This is a genomic window from Aminobacter anthyllidis (genome assembly GCF_018555685.1).
Lineage (GTDB): Bacteria > Pseudomonadota > Alphaproteobacteria > Rhizobiales > Rhizobiaceae > Aminobacter > Aminobacter anthyllidis.
Genome location: NZ_JAFLWW010000002.1, coordinates 606,983 through 627,561, shown reverse-complemented (window position 1 = coordinate 627,561; position 20,579 = coordinate 606,983). Strand labels below are relative to the sequence as shown.

At 60.6% G+C, this 20,579-nt stretch carries 23 protein-coding genes; 14 read left to right on the top strand and 9 right to left on the bottom strand.

The window, feature by feature from the left end; genetic code table 11:
• The first annotated feature begins 23 nt into the window (after positions 1-23).
• Together J1C56_RS08165 and J1C56_RS08160 are read left to right on the top strand one after the other, a co-directional pair.
• Positions 24-476, top strand: a complete 453-nt coding sequence (locus J1C56_RS08165; protein WP_214387753.1) for a hypothetical protein — start codon at positions 24-26, stop codon at positions 474-476.
• 48 nt (positions 477-524) lie between these two features.
• A complete protein-coding gene (locus tag J1C56_RS08160) occupies positions 525-950 on the top strand; it encodes a hypothetical protein (protein WP_214387750.1) in 426 nt (141 codons plus the stop codon).
• 77 nt (positions 951-1,027) lie between these two features.
• On the opposite strand, the gene J1C56_RS08155 is transcribed toward J1C56_RS08160, so the two are convergent.
• The 4 genes from J1C56_RS08155 to J1C56_RS08140 all read right to left on the bottom strand — a co-directional run bounded on the left by J1C56_RS08155 (position 1,028) and on the right by J1C56_RS08140 (position 3,846).
• The gene (locus J1C56_RS08155) at positions 1,028-1,762 is read right to left on the bottom strand and encodes a CPBP family intramembrane glutamic endopeptidase (protein ID WP_214387748.1); all 735 of its coding nucleotides are present in this window, start codon (positions 1,760-1,762) and stop codon (positions 1,028-1,030) included.
• Between the two features lie 3 nt (positions 1,763-1,765).
• Positions 1,766-2,380: a LysE family translocator gene (locus J1C56_RS08150; RefSeq protein ID WP_214387746.1), complete on the bottom strand. Its 615-nt coding sequence runs from the start codon at positions 2,378-2,380 to the stop codon at positions 1,766-1,768.
• A gap of 22 nt (positions 2,381-2,402) precedes the next feature.
• The gene (locus J1C56_RS08145) at positions 2,403-2,834 is read right to left on the bottom strand and encodes an HXXEE domain-containing protein (RefSeq protein ID WP_214387744.1); all 432 of its coding nucleotides are present in this window, start codon (positions 2,832-2,834) and stop codon (positions 2,403-2,405) included.
• 88 nt (positions 2,835-2,922) lie between these two features.
• Entirely contained in the window at positions 2,923-3,846 is a 924-nt protein-coding gene (locus J1C56_RS08140) for an alpha/beta fold hydrolase (protein ID WP_214387742.1), read from the bottom strand.
• A 148-nt stretch (positions 3,847-3,994) separates the two neighbouring features.
• On the opposite strand from J1C56_RS08140, the gene J1C56_RS08135 reads away from it, so the two are divergent.
• From J1C56_RS08135 to J1C56_RS08120, 4 genes are all read left to right on the top strand, one after another.
• Positions 3,995-4,648, top strand: a complete 654-nt coding sequence (locus J1C56_RS08135) for a TetR/AcrR family transcriptional regulator (RefSeq protein WP_214387740.1) — start codon at positions 3,995-3,997, stop codon at positions 4,646-4,648.
• A gap of 145 nt (positions 4,649-4,793) precedes the next feature.
• Positions 4,794-5,012, top strand: coding sequence for a carboxylesterase family protein (locus J1C56_RS33605; RefSeq protein ID WP_420797369.1), 219 nt, complete (start codon positions 4,794-4,796; stop codon positions 5,010-5,012).
• Positions 4,969-6,291 carry a carboxylesterase/lipase family protein gene (locus J1C56_RS08125; protein ID WP_214387736.1) on the top strand — a complete coding sequence of 441 codons (1,323 nt, stop codon included), beginning with the start codon at positions 4,969-4,971 and terminating at the stop codon, positions 6,289-6,291. Before J1C56_RS33605 ends, J1C56_RS08125 begins: the two co-directional genes overlap by 44 nt.
• A 471-nt stretch (positions 6,292-6,762) precedes the next feature.
• Positions 6,763-7,392, top strand: coding sequence for a tyrosine-type recombinase/integrase (locus J1C56_RS08120; protein WP_214387734.1), 630 nt, complete (start codon positions 6,763-6,765; stop codon positions 7,390-7,392).
• 110 nt (positions 7,393-7,502) lie between these two features.
• Here J1C56_RS08120 and J1C56_RS08115 read toward each other — a convergent pair whose 3' ends face one another.
• Positions 7,503-8,450 carry an AraC-like ligand-binding domain-containing protein gene (locus tag J1C56_RS08115; RefSeq protein WP_246591273.1) on the bottom strand — a complete coding sequence of 316 codons (948 nt, stop codon included), beginning with the start codon at positions 8,448-8,450 and terminating at the stop codon, positions 7,503-7,505.
• 183 nt (positions 8,451-8,633) lie between these two features.
• Here J1C56_RS08115 and J1C56_RS08110 point away from each other — a divergent pair, with 183 nt between their 5' ends.
• From J1C56_RS08110 to J1C56_RS33600, 8 genes are all read left to right on the top strand, one after another.
• Positions 8,634-9,761 (top strand): sugar ABC transporter substrate-binding protein, encoded by a 1,128-nt coding sequence (locus J1C56_RS08110; protein WP_214387730.1) that lies wholly within the window; start codon positions 8,634-8,636, stop codon positions 9,759-9,761.
• An 83-nt stretch (positions 9,762-9,844) separates the two neighbouring features.
• A complete protein-coding gene (locus tag J1C56_RS08105; RefSeq protein ID WP_214387728.1) occupies positions 9,845-11,359 on the top strand; it encodes a sugar ABC transporter ATP-binding protein in 1,515 nt (504 codons plus the stop codon).
• Positions 11,356-12,354 (top strand): ABC transporter permease, encoded by a 999-nt coding sequence (locus tag J1C56_RS08100; RefSeq protein ID WP_214387726.1) that lies wholly within the window; start codon positions 11,356-11,358, stop codon positions 12,352-12,354. The genes J1C56_RS08105 and J1C56_RS08100 overlap by 4 nt, the downstream gene beginning before the upstream one ends.
• An 8-nt stretch (positions 12,355-12,362) precedes the next feature.
• On the top strand, positions 12,363-13,184 hold the full coding sequence (locus J1C56_RS08095; protein WP_214387724.1) for an alpha/beta fold hydrolase: 822 nt from the start codon (positions 12,363-12,365) through the stop codon (positions 13,182-13,184).
• Positions 13,185-13,224: 40 nt separating this feature from the next.
• Positions 13,225-14,376, top strand: a complete 1,152-nt coding sequence (locus J1C56_RS08090; protein WP_214387722.1) for an amidohydrolase family protein — start codon at positions 13,225-13,227, stop codon at positions 14,374-14,376.
• Entirely contained in the window at positions 14,373-14,723 is a 351-nt protein-coding gene (locus J1C56_RS08085) for a metal-sulfur cluster assembly factor (RefSeq protein ID WP_192314351.1), read from the top strand. Before J1C56_RS08090 ends, J1C56_RS08085 begins: the two co-directional genes overlap by 4 nt.
• A 39-nt stretch (positions 14,724-14,762) precedes the next feature.
• Positions 14,763-15,002 (top strand): hypothetical protein, encoded by a 240-nt coding sequence (locus J1C56_RS08080; RefSeq protein ID WP_214388351.1) that lies wholly within the window; start codon positions 14,763-14,765, stop codon positions 15,000-15,002.
• On the top strand, positions 14,926-15,312 hold the full coding sequence (locus tag J1C56_RS33600; protein ID WP_420797368.1) for an amidase family protein: 387 nt from the start codon (positions 14,926-14,928) through the stop codon (positions 15,310-15,312). Before J1C56_RS08080 ends, J1C56_RS33600 begins: the two co-directional genes overlap by 77 nt.
• Positions 15,313-15,702: 390 nt before the next feature.
• Here J1C56_RS33600 and J1C56_RS08070 read toward each other — a convergent pair whose 3' ends face one another.
• The 4 genes from J1C56_RS08070 to J1C56_RS08055 all read right to left on the bottom strand — a co-directional run bounded on the left by J1C56_RS08070 (position 15,703) and on the right by J1C56_RS08055 (position 20,573).
• Positions 15,703-16,074 carry a helix-turn-helix transcriptional regulator gene (locus J1C56_RS08070; RefSeq protein WP_246591216.1) on the bottom strand — a complete coding sequence of 124 codons (372 nt, stop codon included), beginning with the start codon at positions 16,072-16,074 and terminating at the stop codon, positions 15,703-15,705.
• Between the two features lie 706 nt (positions 16,075-16,780).
• Positions 16,781-18,388, bottom strand: a complete 1,608-nt coding sequence (locus tag J1C56_RS08065) for a GMC family oxidoreductase (protein ID WP_214387718.1) — start codon at positions 18,386-18,388, stop codon at positions 16,781-16,783.
• Positions 18,385-18,867 (bottom strand): hypothetical protein, encoded by a 483-nt coding sequence (locus J1C56_RS08060; RefSeq protein WP_214387716.1) that lies wholly within the window; start codon positions 18,865-18,867, stop codon positions 18,385-18,387. The genes J1C56_RS08065 and J1C56_RS08060 overlap by 4 nt, the downstream gene beginning before the upstream one ends.
• A gap of 104 nt (positions 18,868-18,971) precedes the next feature.
• Positions 18,972-20,573, bottom strand: coding sequence for a GMC family oxidoreductase (locus tag J1C56_RS08055; protein WP_214387714.1), 1,602 nt, complete (start codon positions 20,571-20,573; stop codon positions 18,972-18,974).
• Between the last annotated feature and the right edge of the window lie 6 nt (positions 20,574-20,579).

The following is a 20,579-nucleotide window of genomic DNA, read 5'->3' as shown; positions in this document are numbered from 1 at the left end:
TCCTCAAAGAGGAAGGCCGAGAAATGCCCGTCGCCCATGAAAGACGGAACCGGCTGATGCTGGCGATCATCGCAATCGGTGTCGTGCACATCGGCGAGCAGCTGATGTTCGGCATCGACGAGTTTCACAAACTGCGCGCGGCCTTCGACGGCTGGTACGCGCTGTTTCCGGACGAGCGGGTTGACGAGGCGCACATGCTGCTGATCACGCTGATTGGCACGATCGTGTCGCTTGGCTTCTACGCGATGATGCGCGGCGGCACGCCGGCGCTGGTCGTGATCAGCGCCTTCGGCGGCATCGGACTGAAGGAAGTCTATCACTGGATCGAGGCGATCCAGGCCGGAGCCTACACATCCGGCCTGGCCACCAGCTTCGCCTATGTCTGGGCGGGCTGGCAGATCAAGCAGGAGGTCAGCCACGAGTTGAAGCTTCGGCGCAAGCAGCGAAAGCTCGCCGCAAAGGCAGTGGCGGCCTGACCGGGAAAATCCACGCGACATCAACACACGCAACACTGGAGAACTACAATGACACACATGCACATCGTCCAGCCGGCATCGAGCAGACCCCTCACACCTGCCATCTTCAAGGCGAGCGCCGCGTTCGTCTTCGCACTCGGCTTCCTGATCCATGTCGGCCGCATGCTCTACGGTCTGGAAGACTGGACGCGCGACATCTTCACGCCGCCGGTCGACATCGCCTTCGGCCTGATCATCATCGTGCCGGCAGTGTCGGGCGTGCTCGCTTGGCGGCATTATTCGGGCGAGCTGGCCGGCCGGATCGTCTACGGCTTCGCGCTGCTGCTCTGCCTCGTCAGCGTGCCGCTGCATTTGAGCACATTCTTCACCTGGAGCACGGAATACCTGAACACATTTCCGTTCTGGTACAGTGCGGTGGAGGTGCCAATGTTCGCGGCGCTTGCTTATGCAATGATGCGATTGCGCTTCGGATAGAGCCTGCTTTCGCTGCACCGCCGTTCTACCGGCAGCCGATAGTCGGAGTCGCCCAAGGCGCCTCCGACATTTCACGCCTATCTGGTTCGCGGGAAGAGGGCGAAACTCAAATACATTGACGACAAAACGACAGCCATATGCGGCAGGATGACCAGGTGCGCGGTTTCAGGCGCCACGAAGATCATGATCGGAGCATTTGAGCTCGTGTGCATGATCGCCGGTGGTAGAATTGAATTGCCGCCGCGTTCGAACAGGAAAGCCAGCGGCCAAACAAGCAAGATGGCCAGAACGACCGACGCCGTCCCTGCAATCGGGCCAATAGTTGCCAACAGATAGGAATGTTGAAGGCCGAAGATGATCGCGCCGATTGTCGCTGCTGCTGCGAATGAGTGAATTCGACGCAGATGTCCAAATACGAAGGCTCGGTGGATCACTTCCTCCGCAATTCCGTTGACCAGAATGATCCCTGCTAGAACTGCGAACCACCCGTTGTTCACGGCGATTGATGCACTCGTAGCCAAACTGTAAGCCGGAAGAAAAAGCCACATGGGAAGACTGCACAAAAGCGCGACCACTGAGGCGTTGCGCTGCGGTATTGTCAGTCCCATGGCGGAGATGACGCGCGGCAGGTCTGGTCCGAAGAGAAGCCGCTCAACAAAAGCAATACCTCCAACAGCAATCATCCCGAGGAGGATCTGCCGCTCCAGCAACGAAAGTTCGGTTGGCGTGAAGAATGCCGCGGCGACAAGCACTGCGATGATCGGGACTGACCCGATAAGCACCTTGCTCAAGGTTGAAACGCTGCGCTGCATCGATCAAGATTGGCTCATCGCTGCAGTTCCGAACGCGGCCGCTATCAGCACGATTCCTACCACCCGATTGGTCCAGTGCCCACCAGATGCCAGGAGGCCGCGAGCTCGTGCGGCAGCAAGTGCCCACATTGAGTCGATCGCGATTTCGATTGCGAGGAATGTCGCCGAGAGGATCACAAGCTGGGTCGCCGCAGGATAGCCTGGTGACATGAAGACGGGAAAGAAGGCAGCATAGAACATGAGAACCTTGGGATTTGTGAACTGGACCGCGAACGCTTCAAAATACAACCTGCGACTCGATTTGCTTGCCACCGCGCTGCTCACTGAAAAGGGTGTCCTCGCAGCCAGCGCAGCCAATCCAAGATAAAGAAGGTATGAAGCGCCAAGCCATTTCAACCAAAATGCTGCTTCTCCTAAGCCAGCCAGTGCGACACCCAAGCCAAGGCAGACTGCGGTCAAATGCAGCAGCATGCCCGACGCCGCACCAGCCACCGTGGTCAGCCCAGCGCGTGGCCCGAATGCGGTGCTGTTGCTGACAATCAGCGCCACCATTGGCCCAGGCATGAGGATAAGCAGAGCTGAGGCAAGCGCGAACGACAGAAAAAGGTCGATTGGCATAAGTGGACTCCAGCGGCTACATTCAGGCAGGATTGACTGCAGGCTTCGCCGGCCTCCAGAGTGCCCTGCTTTCGCGCACGACTTCGATCAGCATCAATATGCCGGTCGCGGAATATGGGATGCAGGTAATCAGCCCAGAATCGTAACCGCCGTCTAGGATGGCCTGGATCACATGGTGGCCCTCATTGGCGCCGAGCAGGCCGAACAATCCCAGCGCGATCAGCCTCTGCCAGCCGCCAGCCAGCATGGCATAGCTCATCCATGTGAAGAGCGTCACCACGATCGTGATCAGGATTACCGTCGCGCGGTCGGGTCCGATCCCGGCCAGCGCGGCGTAATAGTCGGCGATCGGCCCCTTGAAGAGGTCGAGCTCCTCAACCCCGAAGATGAGCTGCTCGCCCATGTGCACCAGGCCGATCACCATCAGCAAGAACAGTAGTCGTGTCGTATTCATCGTAGTTCTCCATTCGCAGAGGAGCGCGCCAGCCCGCACAGCCATGCCAGGCGGATGAACGCTGCTCGTTGAGTGAACGCGTTGCGTTTCAGTGTGCGGTGTGTGCGATCAGCGCCCTTGCAAAGACGTCCCAGTAGCGGGAGTCCAGCGAGAGAACGTGACCCATGCCTTCCACGACGACCAGTTTCGCGCCGGGGATTTCAGCCGCCATTGCCTTGGCGTGATCCAACGGCAGGATGTAATCGTGAGTGCCATGCATGATCAGCGTGGGCACGCGAATGTCCTTCAGCCGATCGCGCCAATACGACATCGCCACTGCGATCCCGTGGTTCGTGCGGTGAGACAGGATGTTGCGCGCCTCTCGCACGAGCACGTGTGCGTTGTCGCGGCTGAGATCGGCAGCGAATGTATCGCCGGGGCCGGTCAACACCATGTCTTCGTGCACCCAGGCCTCGACCGCCTGCGCCTCGTCGGTCCAATCGACGCCGGCATTATAGGTCAACAGCTGCACGATCCGCGGTGACGGCGCCGCGAATGCTCCGCTGTCCTTGCCGCTGCCGCTGGCAGCCGATCCGATGGAACTGCCATCGGGCGTGGTGCCAAACAGGAACGCCGAACGGATACGCTTGGGGTGATGGATCGCAACGTTCTGCGTGATCATCCCGCCCATCGACCAGCCGGCGATGTGCGCGCGATCGATGCCATAGGCATCTAGCACGCCGACTGCGTCATCGGCCATATCGCGGACCGTGTAGCCCGGCGCGCCGGGTGGGAAGGTCGTGGAAGGCCCGGTATCGCGATTGTCAAAGCGGATGACGAAACGTCCGGCGTCTGCCAGGCGAGTACAGAATTCCTCCGGCCACCGCTTCATCGATGCCGTGGCGCCTGTGATCAAGAGCAATGCTGGATCGCTTGGATTGCCGAAGGCCTGCGCACGTAGCTCCACGCCGTTGGTGCGCACCATGCGCTCTTCATGCACTGGAACTGTCTCGATCTTTGCTGCGGCAAGCATGGATAGCCATCCTCTTGTTGACGCGCTGAGGCGTCGCGGTCTGTACGGAGGTTTAATATCCGCGCTGTATCTTTTCGTCAAGAGCAATTATACACCTTGTATATTTAAATCTGCGTCGCTAGGTTTCACCAAACGCAAGCGAGGAAAAATGACGAAAAAATCGACGACGAAGCCACGCGGCCCGGGACGCATGTCCGCTGAACAGACATCCGAGCTGGACTCGCGCTTCCTTGACGTGGCCGAGACGTTGTTCGTCGAGCAGGGTTATGCGCGCATCACAATGGACGAGATCGCGCGCAGCGCCGGCGCGACCCGTCGCACGCTCTACGCGCGTTACGCCAACAAGGCCGAGGTGCTGACCGCGGTCGTCAATCGCCTGCTCGATACGGCCATGGCGCCGCACCACGAGGAAACGCCAACCAAACCGAGAAGCCGGGAACCACGTTCGCAGCTGTTGCAGATCGCTCGGGAACTGGCTTTTATCTCCGCCGATGCGCGCGCCGCGGGCATCAACCGCCTGATCTTCGCCGAGGCCATGCAGACGCCGGACCTCGCGCGGCAGTTTCTCGATTTGCATGCGCGCGCGACCGACGACGTGAAGGCAAATCTGGAATCGCTGTATGATGAAGGCGCCCTGCCGCGACTGCCCAACAGCCGGCTGGCGGCGGTCATCTTCATCGAGATGGCTGCCTCGATGCCCCGCTTGCGGGCGCTCTTGGGCGCCCCTCTCACCCGCAAGGAAACCAACGATCTCACCGCGACCGCCGTGGACATCTTTCTCCACGGCTGCGGCAAGTCTTAGCTCACAGGAGGATTATCATGGTTCAGTCTGCAAACATGCCCTACGCGACGCGGCTGTCGCGACGCAATCTCCTGACTATGTCCGCAAGCGCCGCGCGGCCTTCGCGGCGACCCGGCGCGTTCATGCGGAAGCGAACCGCCCAGTCGTGTCGACACGACAAGGCGATGTGAGCGGCGTCAACGCGAATGGCTTCGCCGCCATTCGCGGCATCCCCTATGCCGAGCCGCCCGTCGGAAAGCTGCGCTTCAAACCGCCCGTACCGCGAGCCCGCTGGGACGGCCCTGCGCGACGCCAGCCGGTATGGCCTCAGCCATCTGCAGATGCCGATCGGGCTGACGCTGGACGTCGGTCCCAAAGGCGATGACTGCCTCAACCTGAACGTCTGGACGCCGGAGCTCGGCGACGCCCGTCTTCCGGTTCTCGTGTGGATCCACGGCGGCGCACTCATGTTCGGCTCGGGGTCCGAGGCTGGATATGACGGCGCCACGTTCGCGCGTGACGGCGTCCTCACTGTCACGATCAACTATCGCCTCGCCAGCGCGGGCTTCATGCATGTGGGAGAACGTGCTGGGACCGGCGCGTTCGGCCTTCTCGACCAGATTGCGGCCTTGCGGTGGGTGCAGGAGAACATCACGGCGTTCGGAGGCGATCCGGACAAGATTACAATCGCCGGCCAGTCAGCCGGGAGCAATAGCGTTGCGGCGCTGCTTGCCGCCCCGGCAGCGCGAGGACTGTTCCGGCGCGCCATTCTGCAGAGCGGCATCGCTCCTTGCCAGGTTCGCGCCGAGACTGCGGCCGTGATCGGCGCGGAGATCCTTCAGCGTCTCGGTGTCCGTCGCGAAGAAGATTTCGAGAACATCGGCACCGCTGAGTTGTTCGCAGCGCAGAGAGCCGTTGATTCCGAGACGCTTCCTCTTCTTGCATCAAAGGGCGTCACACCGGACTTTGTGACGACGGTCTTCGCCCACACCCTGCATCTCGTTCACGGCACCGATACGCTGCCCGCTCCCACGATTCCGGCGATAGCCGGCGGAAGCGCACGCGATATCGACCTTTTGTTTGGAACCAATGCGGATGAGTACGGCTTTTTCGTCAGCCTGCTGCCCTCCATGGGCGATCAGGCGACTGCTGCACGCTCTGCGCTGGCCGCGCTAGCGCTTGGCGAGGGCGGCGCGCCGGCCGTTGAGTTGTATCGCCAGAACCGTCCGCAAGCTGCGGAACTCGACGTCACGAACGCATTCATGACGGACATGCTGTTCCGCGTGCCGATGATCGGCGTTGCGGAGGCTGCGCTGAAGCACAATACCAACGTCTACATGTACCGCTATGATTACGGCCCGCCCTCGGCGCCCGCAACCCATTGCAGCGAGCTGCCGTTCATGTGGGACACACTTGAAAACCGATCCTTCTGGGACGGCGTCGTGCGGCTCGACAACCCGCCACAGGCATTGGCAGACACCATGCACGGCGCTTGGGCCAGCTTCATCAAGGGCGGCATCCCGACAAATTCAGGTCTGCCGGACTGGCCCCGGTACGATACGCAGCGCCGAGCTACGATGATCTTCGATACCGCTACGCAACTCATCGGGGATCCGGCCGGTGACGAGCGTCGCGCTTGGCCGAGCGCGGACTACATGTGGTGAGACCAGCGCATCACCAACGAAACGCTGCCGCGATTCCCCCCGGGACATATGCTAGGCGCAAGACGCTACGTGCATGTTCAACGCCGTTCACCCGCTTCAATTGGAGCCAACGCTTTTGCGATGCGTGACAGCTGATGCGTGAGCGATGCCGTCCACCCAAAGTGATCGACCGTGGACGTTGGCCTAAGAAACGGAAAACATTGCGTAGATTCCGCTAACCACGAGCACTGCCCCTAGCCGTGTCTCCTACGGAGGACGTCGCGAGATCCGCCAGATTTTGGAAGCATTTCAGCGTTCAGCTGCCGCTTTAGCGTCATAACCGCGCCAGCAAACTTTACCCGACGAGCCAAAGCCAGGACGGCAGCTTATGTCGGAGCGTTTCCCAAGACCGGACGGTCAGGTGTCGGCCCCGAAGCGGCGAGTGCCCTGCACCGTTTCTCCTTCGGCCAATCGCGGCCGAGGAGAACTCACATGGGCCATTCTCAATTCGATGATGCCAGCCGTGAGCGAGCAGCTTGGAATGCAGGAAAGAAGGTAGGAACTAAGCGTCCGCTTACACAGAAACAGATCTGGGCTGTTCGCTTCTTCCTCGATCGCGAGAGACGCATTCGGGACCGCGCGCTGTTCGATCTGGCAATCGACAGCAAGCTGCGCGGCTGCGACTTGGTCAAGATCAGGATCCGCGATCTGGTTGCGGGGGCAGAAATCCGGACCCGTGCGATTGTCGTTCAGCAAAAGACGGGCCGGCCGGTCCAGTTCGAGATCACCAGCGACGTAAGAGCCAGCCTTCTGGCTTGGCTTGAAAGGCGCGGAGGATCGGTCGACGACTATGGATTCCCGAGCCGGATCAATCGCGCCCGCGACATGAGCACGAGGCAGTCCGCCCGCCTGGTTGACGAATGGGTCGCAGCGATTGGGCTGCGACCAGAGGAGTATGGCACCCACTCGCTTCGTCGCACGAAGGCGTCGCTGATCTACAAGGCGACAGGAAATCTCCGCGCCATACAGATCCTGCTTGGCCACTCCAAGATCGAGAACACTGTCCGATATCTCGGCGTCGATGTGGATGCGCTGCTCTTGGCCGAGCGAACTGAAATCTGACATCGAAGCGGTCATCCGCGATGCAATTAGGGGCCGAAATCGGACCGGCGGTTTCTGGAGATTGTATTCAAGAAAGCAGAACAAGCGCAAGTTTCTGGCCGAACAAGCAGCTAAAGCGCCTTCATTCGCACCTGACGCGGACTCTTCCCATATTTACGGGTAAAGCGATGACTGAAGTAGCCGGGATCGTTGAAACCGTTCGCGAATGCTATGTCCTGTATCGTCTGGCTGCGCTGATTTAGGTGTTGGAGCGCGCGGTAGCAGCGATCGAGACGCTCGTTTTCGATCCATTTATGAAGTGACGTTCCTGTGGCGCTGAAAAGCTTGTGCAGGTAGCGAACAGAAATACCCGCCTTTGCCGCAACGACAGAAACCGAAAGCTCCGGATCCGAGAGGTTGACTAGCACGATGCTGCGAATGCGGCGGATGAGATGATCGTGGGATTGCGTGAGGTAATTGCCGCGCGATGAACCGTCATTGGGCTCGGAATCGGCTATGAGGTCGAGAATGGCGGCGGCCAGCGAGTATCCGGCCTGCGGGCCGACACCTGCGGGATCGGCAGCGAGCGAGCCAAGTATCTGGGAGGCTAGGCCGCTGGCACCGCTTTCCCCACGGAATACATGTCCGCACAGCCTGTCGGTACTCAGCCCCCGGTGGACGAACTCGTTGCGCGGAAACCGGACGACGATCCGCCGAACTGGACCATCGAACTCGACAGAATAGGGCAGAGTGGCGTCAACGATGGTGAAGTCCCCGGGCGTCAGCCGGACATCGCGGCCTATGTGGCGGGTTACACCGCTCCCGTCTATCTGCAATGCCAGCAGATAATCCTTGCCATTGTCCCGCCCGATATTGGCAAGGCTTCGTTCGATCACGACGGATTCGCAGTCGACGAACGAACAGTCGAGGAAACCAACCCGGCTCTTTCGAATCTTGGCGTGGTAGGCGTCGGTTTCGGACCGATGCGCCGACAAATCAGCGATCTGGCAGATTGCCTGCTGGAAACTCGTAAATCGGGCGGTCGGATCGACCGCATCGGTGGATAAGACAGTAATCATCGGCACCAACAACCCTGGATACGTTACCGCAGCGATTGGTCTCTCACAAGCCCGCAACGCTACCCATGGGAGTGCACAAACGCAGCATTTGTCGTGCACGATTGCACCACGACATTTGTCCGCGCCGACGCTTTACTAAGGCCAAGCAGTGGTGATCACAACCACGCATTGGGGAATAACGGGATGAACGGTACTTCACGGAAAATGACAGGAGTCGCGCTGATTGCGTTCGCATTGGCCGCGACCACCGCCTTGCCGGCCTCGGCCGTAGATCAGGGCGCCATCGATTTCGCCAGGAAGGTGGTCGATCAGGCCACCAACACGGTGATGTCGCGTGACCCGCTCGGTGCGGGCTCGTCGCGCTGGACCGGCGCCGAGACATCACCGAAACCCGTGAAGGACGCGACGATCGCGGTTGTTCCATGTCCTCTCGCACTCTCGGTCTGCCAGACCGCTCTTGCCGACGCCACAGCCGCCGCCGAAGCCATAGGGTGGAAAGTCATCCCAATAGATTCGAAAGGCGATCCCGCCGTCACTCAAAAAGCCGTCGAGGCGGCAATCAACCGCGATGTGAGTTGCGTGCTTACCATCGGCTCACCTTCGCGAGATATCCGCGCCCAGATCCAGCGCGGGAAGGAAAAGGGGATTGCCTTCGTGACGGGCTTCGCCGACGACCCGAGGGAGTTTGGCGGCGACATCGGCTTCGGCATTGATCAGACCGCAGCGGGCAAGCTTCTTGCGGCTTATGTGGTTGCCAATGGTGGCGGCAATGTCGTCATGTTTACCGCCTCCGCCTTTCCGCAACTGGGGGAGCGTCTCCAGGGGTTCAAGGATTATCTCGCAGAACATGGCGGCGACGTCGCCAAGGTCGTGGAAGACGTGGAGTTCAATGTAGGCGCGGGCGCTTCCGACCTGATCACCAAGACACAGGCGCTGCTGACCAAGCATCCAAAGGATAGCATCCGGTGGGTGCTGGGGCCGTATGACGAAGCGCTCGTTCCGGTGCTCGCAACCGCGCGGCAACGTGACCGGACCGAGATCAAGGCGTTGGGCTTCGACGGCGAACCTGTCGCGCTGGACTCCATCGTTTCCGGCGGCGGTCAGGTCGCGACGATCAGCTGGGGCCTGGAATGGGTGGCCTGGGCCGGCATCGACGAATGCAATCGCGCCATCAACAAGGCCGAGGTCGGCGTGAACAAGGACTTCCCGCTTCAACTGACCATCCAGTCGAATGCCACGCCGGGCAAGCGGTACGATCCGGGCTTCGATTTCAAGGCGAAGTTCCGTGAGATCTGGGCGGCGGCGGAGTAGCCTGCGGAACAGACGCGTCAGGGCCGTCGCGGCGGACATGCAGTCCGCCGCCGGCTTCATTCGCTCGCGGAGCAAGCATCGATATGTCCCTTCTCCAGTTCTCCAACATCTCGAAGACCTTCGGTGAGACCCGTGCACTGAAGGGAGTGGATTTCGATGTGCGCGAGGGCGAAATCCACGCGCTGGTCGGTGAGAATGGCGCGGGGAAATCGACTCTCATCCGGATACTCGCGGGAGATTTCCCACCTGATACGGGTTCTATGATGCTGGCCGGAACTCCGCTGCGGCTCCTGCATCCCAGCGATGCGCTGGCTGCAGGGATCGGCTTTGTCCATCAGCGACCGCCCTTCATTGCCGATCTTTCAATTACCGAGAACTTTCTCCTCGGCCTTCCATATCAACATCGTCGGGCCGGCCTGATCGACTGGAAAGCCCAGCATCGCGAGTGTGAGGCAAGCCTGGCGTCGCTGGGACTGTCCGTCGATCCGCGGACGCCTCTCGCCTCGCTGAGCGCGCATCAACGCCAGATGGTGGCATTGGGAAGGGCGTTGCTCCGCAAGCCCAGACTCCTGGTGCTCGACGAGATCACGGCGTCCCTGTCCGAACCGGAGGTCCGCACCCTCCTTGACACCATCCGCAAGCTGAGGAAGCGGGGCGTCAGCGTCATCTATGTCAGCCATCGCCTTGAAGAGGTCTTCCGGATCGCCGATCGCGTGACCGTGTTGCGCGACGGTCGGCGCATATCGACCACGCGGCTTGACGAGATGACCGAGGCCGGACTGGTGCGCGACATCGTCGGCTCCGACATGCAGGACCTGTTTGCGCGCGAAGACGGACCGGTCGGCCAGAAACGGGAAACGCTGGTTTCAGTTCAGGGGCTCAGCGACAACAGACTTACCGACATAAGCTTTGACATTGCCAAGGGCGAGATCGTCGGGATAGCCGGCCTTGGAGGCTCGGGCCGGTCGCGCATACTGCGGATGATTGCGGGCGCATCGCCGCGAACTGCCGGCGATGTCCTTGTTGAAGGCAGGCCTGCCGCAATCGGCTCGGTGCGGGAGGCGTTGCAGGAGGGCATCGCCCTCGTGACGGAAGAGCGCAGCCATGACGGTTTCGTCGAAACGCTGCCTATCTGGCAGAACGTATCGCTGCCTTGGGGAAGCCGTTTTAAAACAAAGGGCTTTTTGAACCTTCGCGTCGAGCAGCGCAAAACCGAGGAAGCGACGCGACGGTTCTCTGTACGGATGCCCTCGATAAACGCCTCGATGCTGGCCCTATCCGGCGGAAACCAACAAAAGGTGATCTTCGCGCGCTGGGTGCTGGGTCCGGTTCGCCTGCTCCTGCTCGACGAGCCGACGCATGGCGTCGATATCGGCTCGAAGACCCAGATCTATGGCGCCATTCGCGAGCTTGCCCATGAAGGGCGCGGCATTCTGGTGGTGTCTTCCGAACTGGAGGAACTGCAAGCCCTGTGCGATCGAGTCCTTCTGCTGAAGGGCGGGACGATCATCGACGAACTAAGGGGCGCCGATATTTCCAAGGATGCGATGCTGCATCGCCTCCTGTCTTCCTCTGACAGCACAAAGGTCGCCGTATGACGATTCAAGAAATCACCGACACACCGCCCAACACATCGGCGCGCTCGTCATGGATTGGCAGTTTTGACACCGCATCCGCGGCACCCGTAATTTTCCTCGTGCTGCTGATCGTCGGCTTTTCGATCGCCGAACCTGCCTATTTTCCCACGCGCGAAAATTTCGTGACGATCCTCAACGACGGAGCGCTGCTCGCCCTCCTCGCGTGCGGCCTGACGTTGGTCCTGGTCGTCGGCGAATTCGATCTTTCCATCGCTGCGACCGCATCCTTGGCGGGCGCGCTTGCAACTGTCCTGATCACGCAGCTCGGATGGCCGGTCCCGACAGCGTTCCTTGTGGTTCTCGCCAGCGCGCTGATCATTGGAGCCTTCAACGGCGTCCTCGTAACGGTGCTCGAAATCCCGGCCCTGGTTGCGACAATCGGCACGGCAAGCCTGCTTGACGGCGCGACCCTCTGGGTGACCGGTAATTCGGTTATTTTCATGGGCTTCACCGACGCTTTCATATGGTACGGTTCCTGGCGCATCGCCGGGTTGCAGGCGCCCTTCTTCTATCTCCTGGCTTTGGCGATACTGATCGCCATAGCGCTGCGCTATACGGTGACAGGGCGTCATCTGTACGCGACAGGCGGCAATCGGGCGGCCAGCCGTATGGCCGGAATTCGGGTCAACCGAAACGTACTTCTCGCCTTCGTTGCCTGCGCCGTCCTGGCGAGCATCACCGGCTTCATGTACACCGCCAGGCAGGGTTCGCTTACCCCTTTGTTCGGCACGTCGATGATGCTCCCGGCCTATGCCGCGGCATTCCTTGGGTACGTGACCCTTGCCAACCGGCGCTTCCACATCCTCGGCACGGTAATCGGCGTTTACATCATCGGGACCGGAACGCTCGGCCTGCTTCTGATCGGCGCTCCGGCCTATTCGCAGCAACTGTTCGCGGGAGCCGTGCTTATCGCTGCGACCGGTGGCTCACGCGTCCGCCACCTGCTGCGCAAGTGAAGTCTGTCATGCCTGGTCTCGCTACAATCGAAACGAGTTTCGTCGGGTCATCGCCCCGGATAGCGGTGGAGAGCGTCGGCAAGGGAGAGCTCGTCGTCTTCATGCACGGCATCGGCGGCAACCGGCGGAACTGGCGTGACAATCTGCCGGTTTTCGGAGAGCATTTCCGCGCCGTCGCCTGGGACGCCAGGGGTTATGGCGACAGCGACGACTACGAAGCGGCGTTGCGGTTCAGGGATTTCGCCGACGACCTGGCCAGAGTCCTCGATCATTTTGGCGAGGAGCGCGCGCATATCATCGGGCTGTCGATGGGGGGGCGCATCGCTATGGATTTCGCTCATTCCTACCCTCACAGGCTTAGTACGATTACCTTGTGCGCGACCAACACTGGTTTTTCCCGCTTCACGCCGGAGGCCCGAGCGGAATTCATCCGGTCCCGCAAAGAACCGCTGATGAGTGGCAAGGAACCAGCCGACATCGCCGAACCCGTAGCGCGATCGCTGATGGGCCCGAAGGCGTCCGAGGCGGCGTTGGCGCAACTCGTAGACAGCATGTCGAGACTGCACAAGCACAGCTACATAAAGAGCATCGAGGCGCTGGTGAATCTCGACACTCATGCGGGCCTCGACCACATTACCGTGCCCGTCCATGTGATGTGCGGGGCGGACGATCCGCTCACCCCGCTCTCCATGTCCAAGGAGATCGCGCAGCTCATTGCGCATGCGACGCTGACCGTGGTGCCGGATGCCGGCCATCTTCTCAACATCGAGAATCCGGTAGAATTCAACAATGCCGCGCTGAACTTCCTGCTTCGCCACAAGCAGACATAAAGGTCGGCCAGATCCACGCCAGAGAGCCAGGGGAAAAACGATGCCAGAACAAACAGCGAAATTCGGTGGGGAGACCGGAATCGACCCGAAGATCGCCGCCCGGATATCCGACGGAAAAGCCTGGGAACCGCTTCCCGACGACATCTTCGTCATAGATGGGGTAGCGCATACCTACAATCATACGCCCGACAACCTAATACCCGGCTCATATGCCCCCATGATGACGCAGATGTTGTGGGGGATCCACGAGTTCTACACGCCGCGCGACACGCCCAAATGGCTTGTCCCGCAACAGCATCGGATCATGCAGGACGCCGATCTGATCGGCCATTCGCTCTTCGGCGAGAGCCAGGTCGATGCCTGCGTCTATCACCACCTGCCGATCTTCAACCTGTTCAAGGATGGCGGCGGTCCGCTCTACGTCGGCAAGGAGATGCGCGAGCGGTGGCCCGGACGCGTCCTCATCTATGGCGGTATCAGCCCCTATCACGACAACGTGCTGGATGAGATCGACCGCTTCCTGGACGAGGAGAAAGTGTCGGCCTTCAAATTCTACCCGCTTGATCTCGTGGGCGGCACGGTGCGCGGCACCAGGATGGACGACGAGAAACTGATGTTTCCGCTTTACGAGCGGATGCTCAAGCGCGGCATCAAGACCGTTGCCATGCACAAGGCAATCCCGTTCGGTAACGTCGGCCACGAGTATTTCATGGTCGATGATGTCAACGATGCCGCGACCAGTTTCCCGGAGATGAACTTCGAAATCTTCCACGGTGGCTTTGCCTTCCTCGAGGATACCGTGCTGAAGGCGACCTACAATTCCAACGTGACGATCAACCTTGAGGGCACAAGCGCCCTGATCTTCTACGCCCCGGAACGGCTAGCCCACATACTGGGTTCTCTGGTTCAGGCGGGCGCTGCGGATCGCATCGTTTGGGGAACCGGCGTGCCGGTCATCCATCCCCAGCCGTTCTTGGAGGCTTTCTGGAATTTCCAGATTCCGCTCAGCATGCAGGAAGGTTATGCCTATCCAGCGCTGACTCCCGAGATCAAGCGCATGATGCTTGGAGGGACACAGGCGCGTATCCTCAACCTCGACGTGGAAAACCTAAAGCGGGTTGCCGCAACCGACGAGTTTGCGAAACGCGACCGGCTCGCCGAACCGTGGACAAGCGGCAGGGGGACGGAATGATGGATATGCGTAGCGCGGTCGAGGACGCCCTGGATCAGATCATCGATCCCTGCAGCGCCGGGATCGGCAAGCCGGTCGGGCTTGTCAGGATGGGGCTGATCAAGGAACTCGATCTTGCGATGGAGGGCGACGCTGTAGCAGTAAGATTGCAGCTGCGCGTGACGTCGCCCTGCTGCATGATGGGCCCCAGCTTCACGGCGCAAGCCAAGGAGAAGCTCATGAGCCTGCCCGGCATCTGTTCGGTCGAGGTGACCATCTCCCCGGAGATCGACTGGACGCCGGGCCACATGGCCCCGTCCTATCGCGCCACCCTCAGCGGTCCGCGGATTGGCTACCCGGAGGCATAGCAAGGTCTTGCCCGATCGGATCGTCCTGGGCCAGCGCGCATGGCTGCGACGATGAGCCCTCGTAACCCATGTCCTGCTCCGCTGGCTGACGCGGACGACATTTGCAGGCTCGACGCACGGCAACTGGCCTCGGCTTACGGGTCGGGATCGTTGTCGCCCGTCGAAGTGATCCATGCCGTGTTGAAGCGGGCAGACGTGGTGGATGCGCGCTTCAATGCTTTCACCAGGATCGATGTCGAAGGGGCATTGCAGGCAGCCCGACTCTCCGAGCAACGCTAGAGAAGGAAGGCTCCGCTGTCCGCAGTGGACGGCGTGCCGCACGACGGTCAAAGATATCCTCTGGGTCGAAGGCTGGCCGGTCAGCTATGAAAGCTACGCCGTAGAAGATCGTGAATGCATCGCAGACGCGCCGGCCGTTGGACAGCTTCGAAGGAGCGGCGTAATCTTCGTTGGCCAGACCACTTACCCGGAATTCGGGTGGGAAGCCGTCACCGACAGCCCACGCCGGGGCATAACGCGCAATCCCTGGGACGCCACGAAAACGCCCGGCGGTTCCTCGGGCGGGGCGGCGGTAGCCGCCGGTCGCTGAAGGCCCCAGCGCTCAATGGCAGCTATCTCAACCTCGACGCCGGAAACCAGACTGGCTGGAAACGGCCCCATGGCAGTCGTTCCATGATCCATGTCTGAAGCGCTCCCGGCTTGATGTCATGGATAAGCGCACAAACGATTTCGCATTCGACATCATGCGTCGTCAGCGCCTTCGTGAACTCCGCGAGCATCCGATCGGTTCGACATGAGGATCCTCCTGTTAGGGGTATACCCAACGTAGCGAGGAACGTCGGGGGTAGCCTCTCGATCCTTCCTTCAGGTGAAATGCGCGAACACTTGGCTTTGAAGGAACGGAGGCGGTTCGAGCTAGGTGGTTTGTCGTCGTGATGCGTGGACCATCGCGCCCGTGCCGACGCGATGGTCCTCCGTTTCAGATTGACCGGTCGTCGGTCCGTCTAACCGGGCGGCTCTTGCGCCGATGGACGTCGGGCCCCGGCGCGATCTTCGCGCGACCCTCGATATAAGCCTGGCGGCGCTGCTCCAGCCATGCTTCGACCTCTTCTAGGTCCCACACGACGCATCGCGGCGTGAGATTGAAGCGGCGAGGGAATTCGCCTCGCTTCTCCATCTCGTAAATGGTGCTGTCGGCGAGCGGCACGATGAGCCGCAATTCGTGCCGCCTGATCGTTCGCGGCAGGCCCGTTAGGACGGTTGCGGGACCCGAATATCCAACTGGATCTTTGTCACCGTCATCATGATAGGGCATCATCAGGACGCGTACGCGGCTTGGCTTCTTACTCATGTCTTCCTCCTGTGGTTGGAGGGTGTTTGATAAACCTCGAATTCGCCTGTTCGCGAGGGCGTGGAGATGCTGATGAAGGGGCGCTGGCGGTACTTTTGAAAGCATTCGCGCTCCCTCTGTCAGATATGGACGTGCACCTAGACGGCCGATAGTAGTCGATAGATGGGCTGCAGGGGCGAGGGGAAACTCTCCAACGAAATCAAGAGCGTAGCTATTTGACGGCCCGTAGGTCGATAGTATCTGGGCTCAAAAAAAATTTCCTGAGTAAATTCAACGTGTTAGCAGAGTCACGAACAATCGAGTGGGAGTGAGGGTGCAAACGGCGGCGACAGCGGAGTTTCGGTGGTGAATTCCGCCGTCGTGCAAGGTCATTGCATAGCTCATTCCGCTGCGTTGGTGTTCTCCATCTCTGCCTGGCGAGTTCGATCTGCCCCCATAGCAAACATCATCGCAAGATCGTAGAACATCTCTCCAAGGGAGATGCCGATGCAGCTATCCAGACGCTCGTCACAACCTTGAAAGAGGTCCAGCGCAGCCTCGACTTTGAATACGGCTCCGAGAAAAATGGCGAACTACGATTGTCTTCCAGATGATGGAGCGAAACTCGTAAGGGCGTGGTTGCAGAGGCAAAGTTTGCCTGAGGCTGAGCGCGCCGGCAGGTCAGGGACTTTGCCGGCGCGGTGTCGGTGCGAATTGCCTTGGAGTTTCACGCTGTGGACAATGAAGCGAAGTTGTCGCGTATGTAGCCTGCGGTGCGTAGCGCCAGCGCTGAGATGGTCGGTGTCGGGTTCACTGTTCCGCCAGTCGTCAGGACACTTCCGTCTACGATGAAGAGATTAGGGACCTCCCAACTTTGGGCCCAACCATTGACCACTGAGTTTTCCGGGTTCTTGCCCATCCGGCACGTGCCCAACATGTGCCAGGCGGGCGTTCGATATACGCCAGCCTGGTCACGGTAGTCCTGGAGGCGGTACTCGACGGCGCCGCATGCTTGCGCAAGATCCTTCAGCCGATCAAGCATGTAGTTCATCATGCGCTTGTCGTTCTCGCCCGGCACATACTGTACCTTTGCCCCAGGCATTCCGTCTGAATCTGTTCGGGTGGTGTCAAGCGTCACGCGGTTTTCCGGGTTGGGAAGGTCATCCCCGATGGCAAAGACGCCGATCGAATGGCCGAAGTGTTTCTCGAACCACTGATGGTGGTGGGTACCCCAGGGTGCGCGGGCCGAGGAGAACCATCCCGCCGCCAACTCGCCTGCTGATGGGGTCGAGGTGACACAGTTGAGATTGAAGCCATTTACGAAACCGCGTGATATGTCGGTTTCCGCAAACTCGCGGGAGATGAGCGAGGCGGCAAAGCCAACATGGCCGTCGATGGGGCCGTTGACCCACATTTCGGAAGCAACAAGCGTGTGGTGCAGCAGGTTGCGGCCGACCTGGTCATTGCCGTTGGCCAGGTTTTCCGAGGCGAGCAGAAGCCGCGGCGTTCCCACGCCGTTTGCTGCGACGACGACGATTCGTGCCTTCTGAAACAGGACCTGGCCGGTCTTGCGATCGACATAATGTACGCCGGTGGCGCGGCCATCGGCTCCTTTCTCAATCTTGAGAACGCGGGCCTGGGTTCGCAAGTCGCACCCGGCGCGGATAGCCTTGGGCCAGATCGATGTCGCAAACTCATTCATCGAGCCGCGAGGACAGCCGTTGCATACGCCGCAGTTGTTGCAGCCAGGGCGGCCGTCATAGTCTTCAGAGATGACGGATGCCTCCACGGGCCACCAGTGCCAGTCGAGCTCGTCAAAACCTGCCGAGAGCCGCCGCGCGACGGCAGACACAGGCAATGGCCGCGTCGGGCAGCGCTCGCGTGGCGGCATCGCCCGGTCTCCTGACAGTCCCGAGACGCCTATGATCTTGTCGGCAAGTTCATAGAAGGGGGATATGTCTTCATAGGTGATGGGCCAGTCGGGCTGCAGTCCGTGCTCGGTCCCCTTTCGGAAGTCCGACGGACGATACCGGGGCCATAGACCACCATAAACATTGGTGGATCCTCCCACGGCATTCCACATCAGGATCTGTGACGAGTCGGAATTGACGGGATAATCATCGGCATGTTCGCGCTTGTTGACATCAGGGTTCCAGCCGGTACGCCTTTGCCAGGACCAGTCCGCGAGGCGATGCGGCCGGTCGGCAGCATTCACCCACGATCCTTGCTCGAGGCACACCACATCCAGTCCTGCCTGTGCGAGCACCAGCGCTGCCAGAGACCCGGTAGCCCCGGCACCGACAATCAAGATGTCACAAACTTGCTGTCTGCTCATCGCTCCAGCCCCCATTTGGTTGTCTTCACTGCGTCGAGATCAAGCGACGACAGGTCGAGCGGTGCTACCTCTTCGGTTCGCAAGTAGGATCCACGACCGTGACGCGGCGTATCGCGTTCAAGGTCAAAGACAGGCATGGCATAACCGACTTCATGGGAGGATGCGTGGTAGGGGCGTCCGCTGGCCCGGATCGCCTCGATAACGGCTGGCATCTCGTAGTATGCGAGCACTGCCGCGGTGTAGATCTGTTCGAACAAAGCCGGCTGCGTATCGGAAAATCTTTGCACAATCGCCGCACGATTGGCTGTTCCGGGCAAACCGTCCGAACTGCGATCGAGAGACGTGGATAGCTGCTCAAGGATGCGCGATGGCTGCCCGCTAAACAAGCGCAGCATGACCACGCCGTGCACCCCGACATCCGAGGCTGCCGGCCATCGCGTGTCGCCCGGAATAAGTTCATCAACCAAGTGCTTGAGCATGTTTTCCTCGGCATAGGGGTGAAGTAGATACGGTCGCTTCAAGATGGAGGATGCGTTGCCGTCCCGAGGTGCAAGAGGCACCCGCGACCGGCAGGCGAAGGCGCTTACATGATCAGTTGCGCCGCCTTTTCGGCGATCATGACCGCTGCTGCATGCGTGTTGCCGGAGATGATTGTCGGCATGATCGAGCAATCGGCGATGCGCAGCCCCTCAATGCCGTGTACGCGCAATTGCGGGTCGACCACTGCCATGTCGTCATTGCCCATTCGAGCCGTACCGACAGGATGAAAGATCGTCGTGGCAATGTCGCCTGCGGCATGCGCGAGCTCCTCGGGCGCCTGTATGTGCACGCCCGGCTTGAATTCCTGGGGGAGGAATTGCGCCATGCGTTTGGTTTCCATCAGTCTGCGGGCGATGGTTATTGATGCGACGGCGACTTCACGGTCGCCTTCGGTGGACAGGTAGTTGGGCGCGATTTGCGGATGATCGCCGGGCCGGGCGGAGACGATGCGCACGTGACCGCGCGATTCCGGCCTGAGATTGCACACCGATACGGTGACTGCCGGGAAGCTGTGCAGCGGCTGGCCGAAGGATTCCAAGGAGAGCGGCTGGACATGGAATTCGATGTTGGGCGTGTCGAAGCGCGCATCGGATTTCATGAAGATGCCGAGCTGGCTCGGCGCCATCGACATCGGCCCCGAGCGCTTCAGGGCATATTCGAGCGCGATCAGGGCTTTGCCCGTGAGGCTGGCCTGGCGCTCGTTCAGCGTGTCCGCTCCCGAAACCTTGAATGCGGTCCTGATCTGCAGATGGTCCTGCAGGTTTTCACCTACGCCGGGCAGGTTGTGTATGACCTCGATGCCGTGATGCCGCAGAAGCTCCTGCGGTCCGACGCCCGACAATTGCAGCAGCTGTGGCGTGCCGATCGCTCCCGCGGAGAGGATGAGTTCGCCCTCCACCTTCACATGCGCGGGCTTGCCGCCGAGACTGAGGTCCAGTCCCGTAACCCTGCGGCCGGAAAACATCATGCGTTCGGCTTGCGCATGGGTGAGTATCGTAAGGTTCCTGCGATGCCGCACCGGCTTGATGAAGGCGCGAACGGCATTGAAACGGAAACCGGATTTCTGGTTCACCTCGAAATAGGAAGAGCCGAAATTACTGCCGTTGTTGAAATCGTTGACCTTCGGCACGCCGAGTTCTTCGGCAGCCTCGCGCACCGCGTCGAGGATCGGCCAGCTCAGGCGCTGGCGCTCCACCCTGAGTTCGCCGCCCCGTCCGTGGAACTGGTCGGAAAGGCTATGATGGTCCTCCGACTTCCTGAACAGCGGCAGCACGTCGTCCCAGCCCCAGCCCGGATTGCCGAGCTGGCGCCAGTGGTCGTAGTCGGCGGCCTGGCCGCGCATGTAGATCATGCCGTTGATGGACGAGCAGCCGCCCATCACCCTGCCGCGTGGATAGGCGAGGGAGCGGCCGTTCAGGCCTGGCTCCTTCGCTGTCCGGTAGCCCCAGTCCGTACGTGGATTGCCCATGCAGTAGAGATAGCCGACCGGGATGTGGATCCAGTGATAGTTGTCCGAACCGCCTGCTTCCAGAAGCAGCACGCGCTTGCCCGGGTCCGCGCTCAGCCGGTTTGCAAGCGTGCAACCGGCCGAACCAGCCCCGACGATGACATAGTCATAGCTGCCGATGTCAGTACGCATGGTCATCCGATG

Bases quoted from the DNA above. Each gene is read 5' to 3' on its own strand.
- J1C56_RS08165 (WP_214387753.1), top strand. From the start codon at position 24: ATGCCCGTCGCCCATGAAAGACGGAACCGGCTGATGCTGGCGATCATC.
- J1C56_RS08160 (WP_214387750.1), top strand. From the start codon at position 525: ATGACACACATGCACATCGTCCAGCCGGCATCGAGCAGACCCCTCACA.
- J1C56_RS08155 (WP_214387748.1), bottom strand. From the start codon at position 1,762: ATGCAGCGCAGCGTTTCAACCTTGAGCAAGGTGCTTATCGGGTCAGTC.
- J1C56_RS08150 (WP_214387746.1), bottom strand. From the start codon at position 2,380: ATGCCAATCGACCTTTTTCTGTCGTTCGCGCTTGCCTCAGCTCTGCTT.
- J1C56_RS08145 (WP_214387744.1), bottom strand. From the start codon at position 2,834: ATGAATACGACACGACTACTGTTCTTGCTGATGGTGATCGGCCTGGTG.
- J1C56_RS08140 (WP_214387742.1), bottom strand. From the start codon at position 3,846: ATGCTTGCCGCAGCAAAGATCGAGACAGTTCCAGTGCATGAAGAGCGC.
- J1C56_RS08135 (WP_214387740.1), top strand. From the start codon at position 3,995: ATGACGAAAAAATCGACGACGAAGCCACGCGGCCCGGGACGCATGTCC.
- J1C56_RS08125 (WP_214387736.1), top strand. From the start codon at position 4,969: ATGCCGATCGGGCTGACGCTGGACGTCGGTCCCAAAGGCGATGACTGC.
- J1C56_RS08120 (WP_214387734.1), top strand. From the start codon at position 6,763: ATGGGCCATTCTCAATTCGATGATGCCAGCCGTGAGCGAGCAGCTTGG.
- J1C56_RS08115 (WP_246591273.1), bottom strand. From the start codon at position 8,450: ATGATTACTGTCTTATCCACCGATGCGGTCGATCCGACCGCCCGATTT.
- J1C56_RS08110 (WP_214387730.1), top strand. From the start codon at position 8,634: ATGAACGGTACTTCACGGAAAATGACAGGAGTCGCGCTGATTGCGTTC.
- J1C56_RS08105 (WP_214387728.1), top strand. From the start codon at position 9,845: ATGTCCCTTCTCCAGTTCTCCAACATCTCGAAGACCTTCGGTGAGACC.
- J1C56_RS08100 (WP_214387726.1), top strand. From the start codon at position 11,356: ATGACGATTCAAGAAATCACCGACACACCGCCCAACACATCGGCGCGC.
- J1C56_RS08095 (WP_214387724.1), top strand. From the start codon at position 12,363: ATGCCTGGTCTCGCTACAATCGAAACGAGTTTCGTCGGGTCATCGCCC.
- J1C56_RS08090 (WP_214387722.1), top strand. From the start codon at position 13,225: ATGCCAGAACAAACAGCGAAATTCGGTGGGGAGACCGGAATCGACCCG.
- J1C56_RS08085 (WP_192314351.1), top strand. From the start codon at position 14,373: ATGATGGATATGCGTAGCGCGGTCGAGGACGCCCTGGATCAGATCATC.
- J1C56_RS08080 (WP_214388351.1), top strand. From the start codon at position 14,763: ATGGCTGCGACGATGAGCCCTCGTAACCCATGTCCTGCTCCGCTGGCT.
- J1C56_RS33600 (WP_420797368.1), top strand. From the start codon at position 14,926: ATGCGCGCTTCAATGCTTTCACCAGGATCGATGTCGAAGGGGCATTGC.
- J1C56_RS08070 (WP_246591216.1), bottom strand. From the start codon at position 16,074: ATGAGTAAGAAGCCAAGCCGCGTACGCGTCCTGATGATGCCCTATCAT.
- J1C56_RS08065 (WP_214387718.1), bottom strand. From the start codon at position 18,388: ATGAGCAGACAGCAAGTTTGTGACATCTTGATTGTCGGTGCCGGGGCT.
- J1C56_RS08060 (WP_214387716.1), bottom strand. From the start codon at position 18,867: ATGCTCAAGCACTTGGTTGATGAACTTATTCCGGGCGACACGCGATGG.
- J1C56_RS08055 (WP_214387714.1), bottom strand. From the start codon at position 20,573: ATGACCATGCGTACTGACATCGGCAGCTATGACTATGTCATCGTCGGG.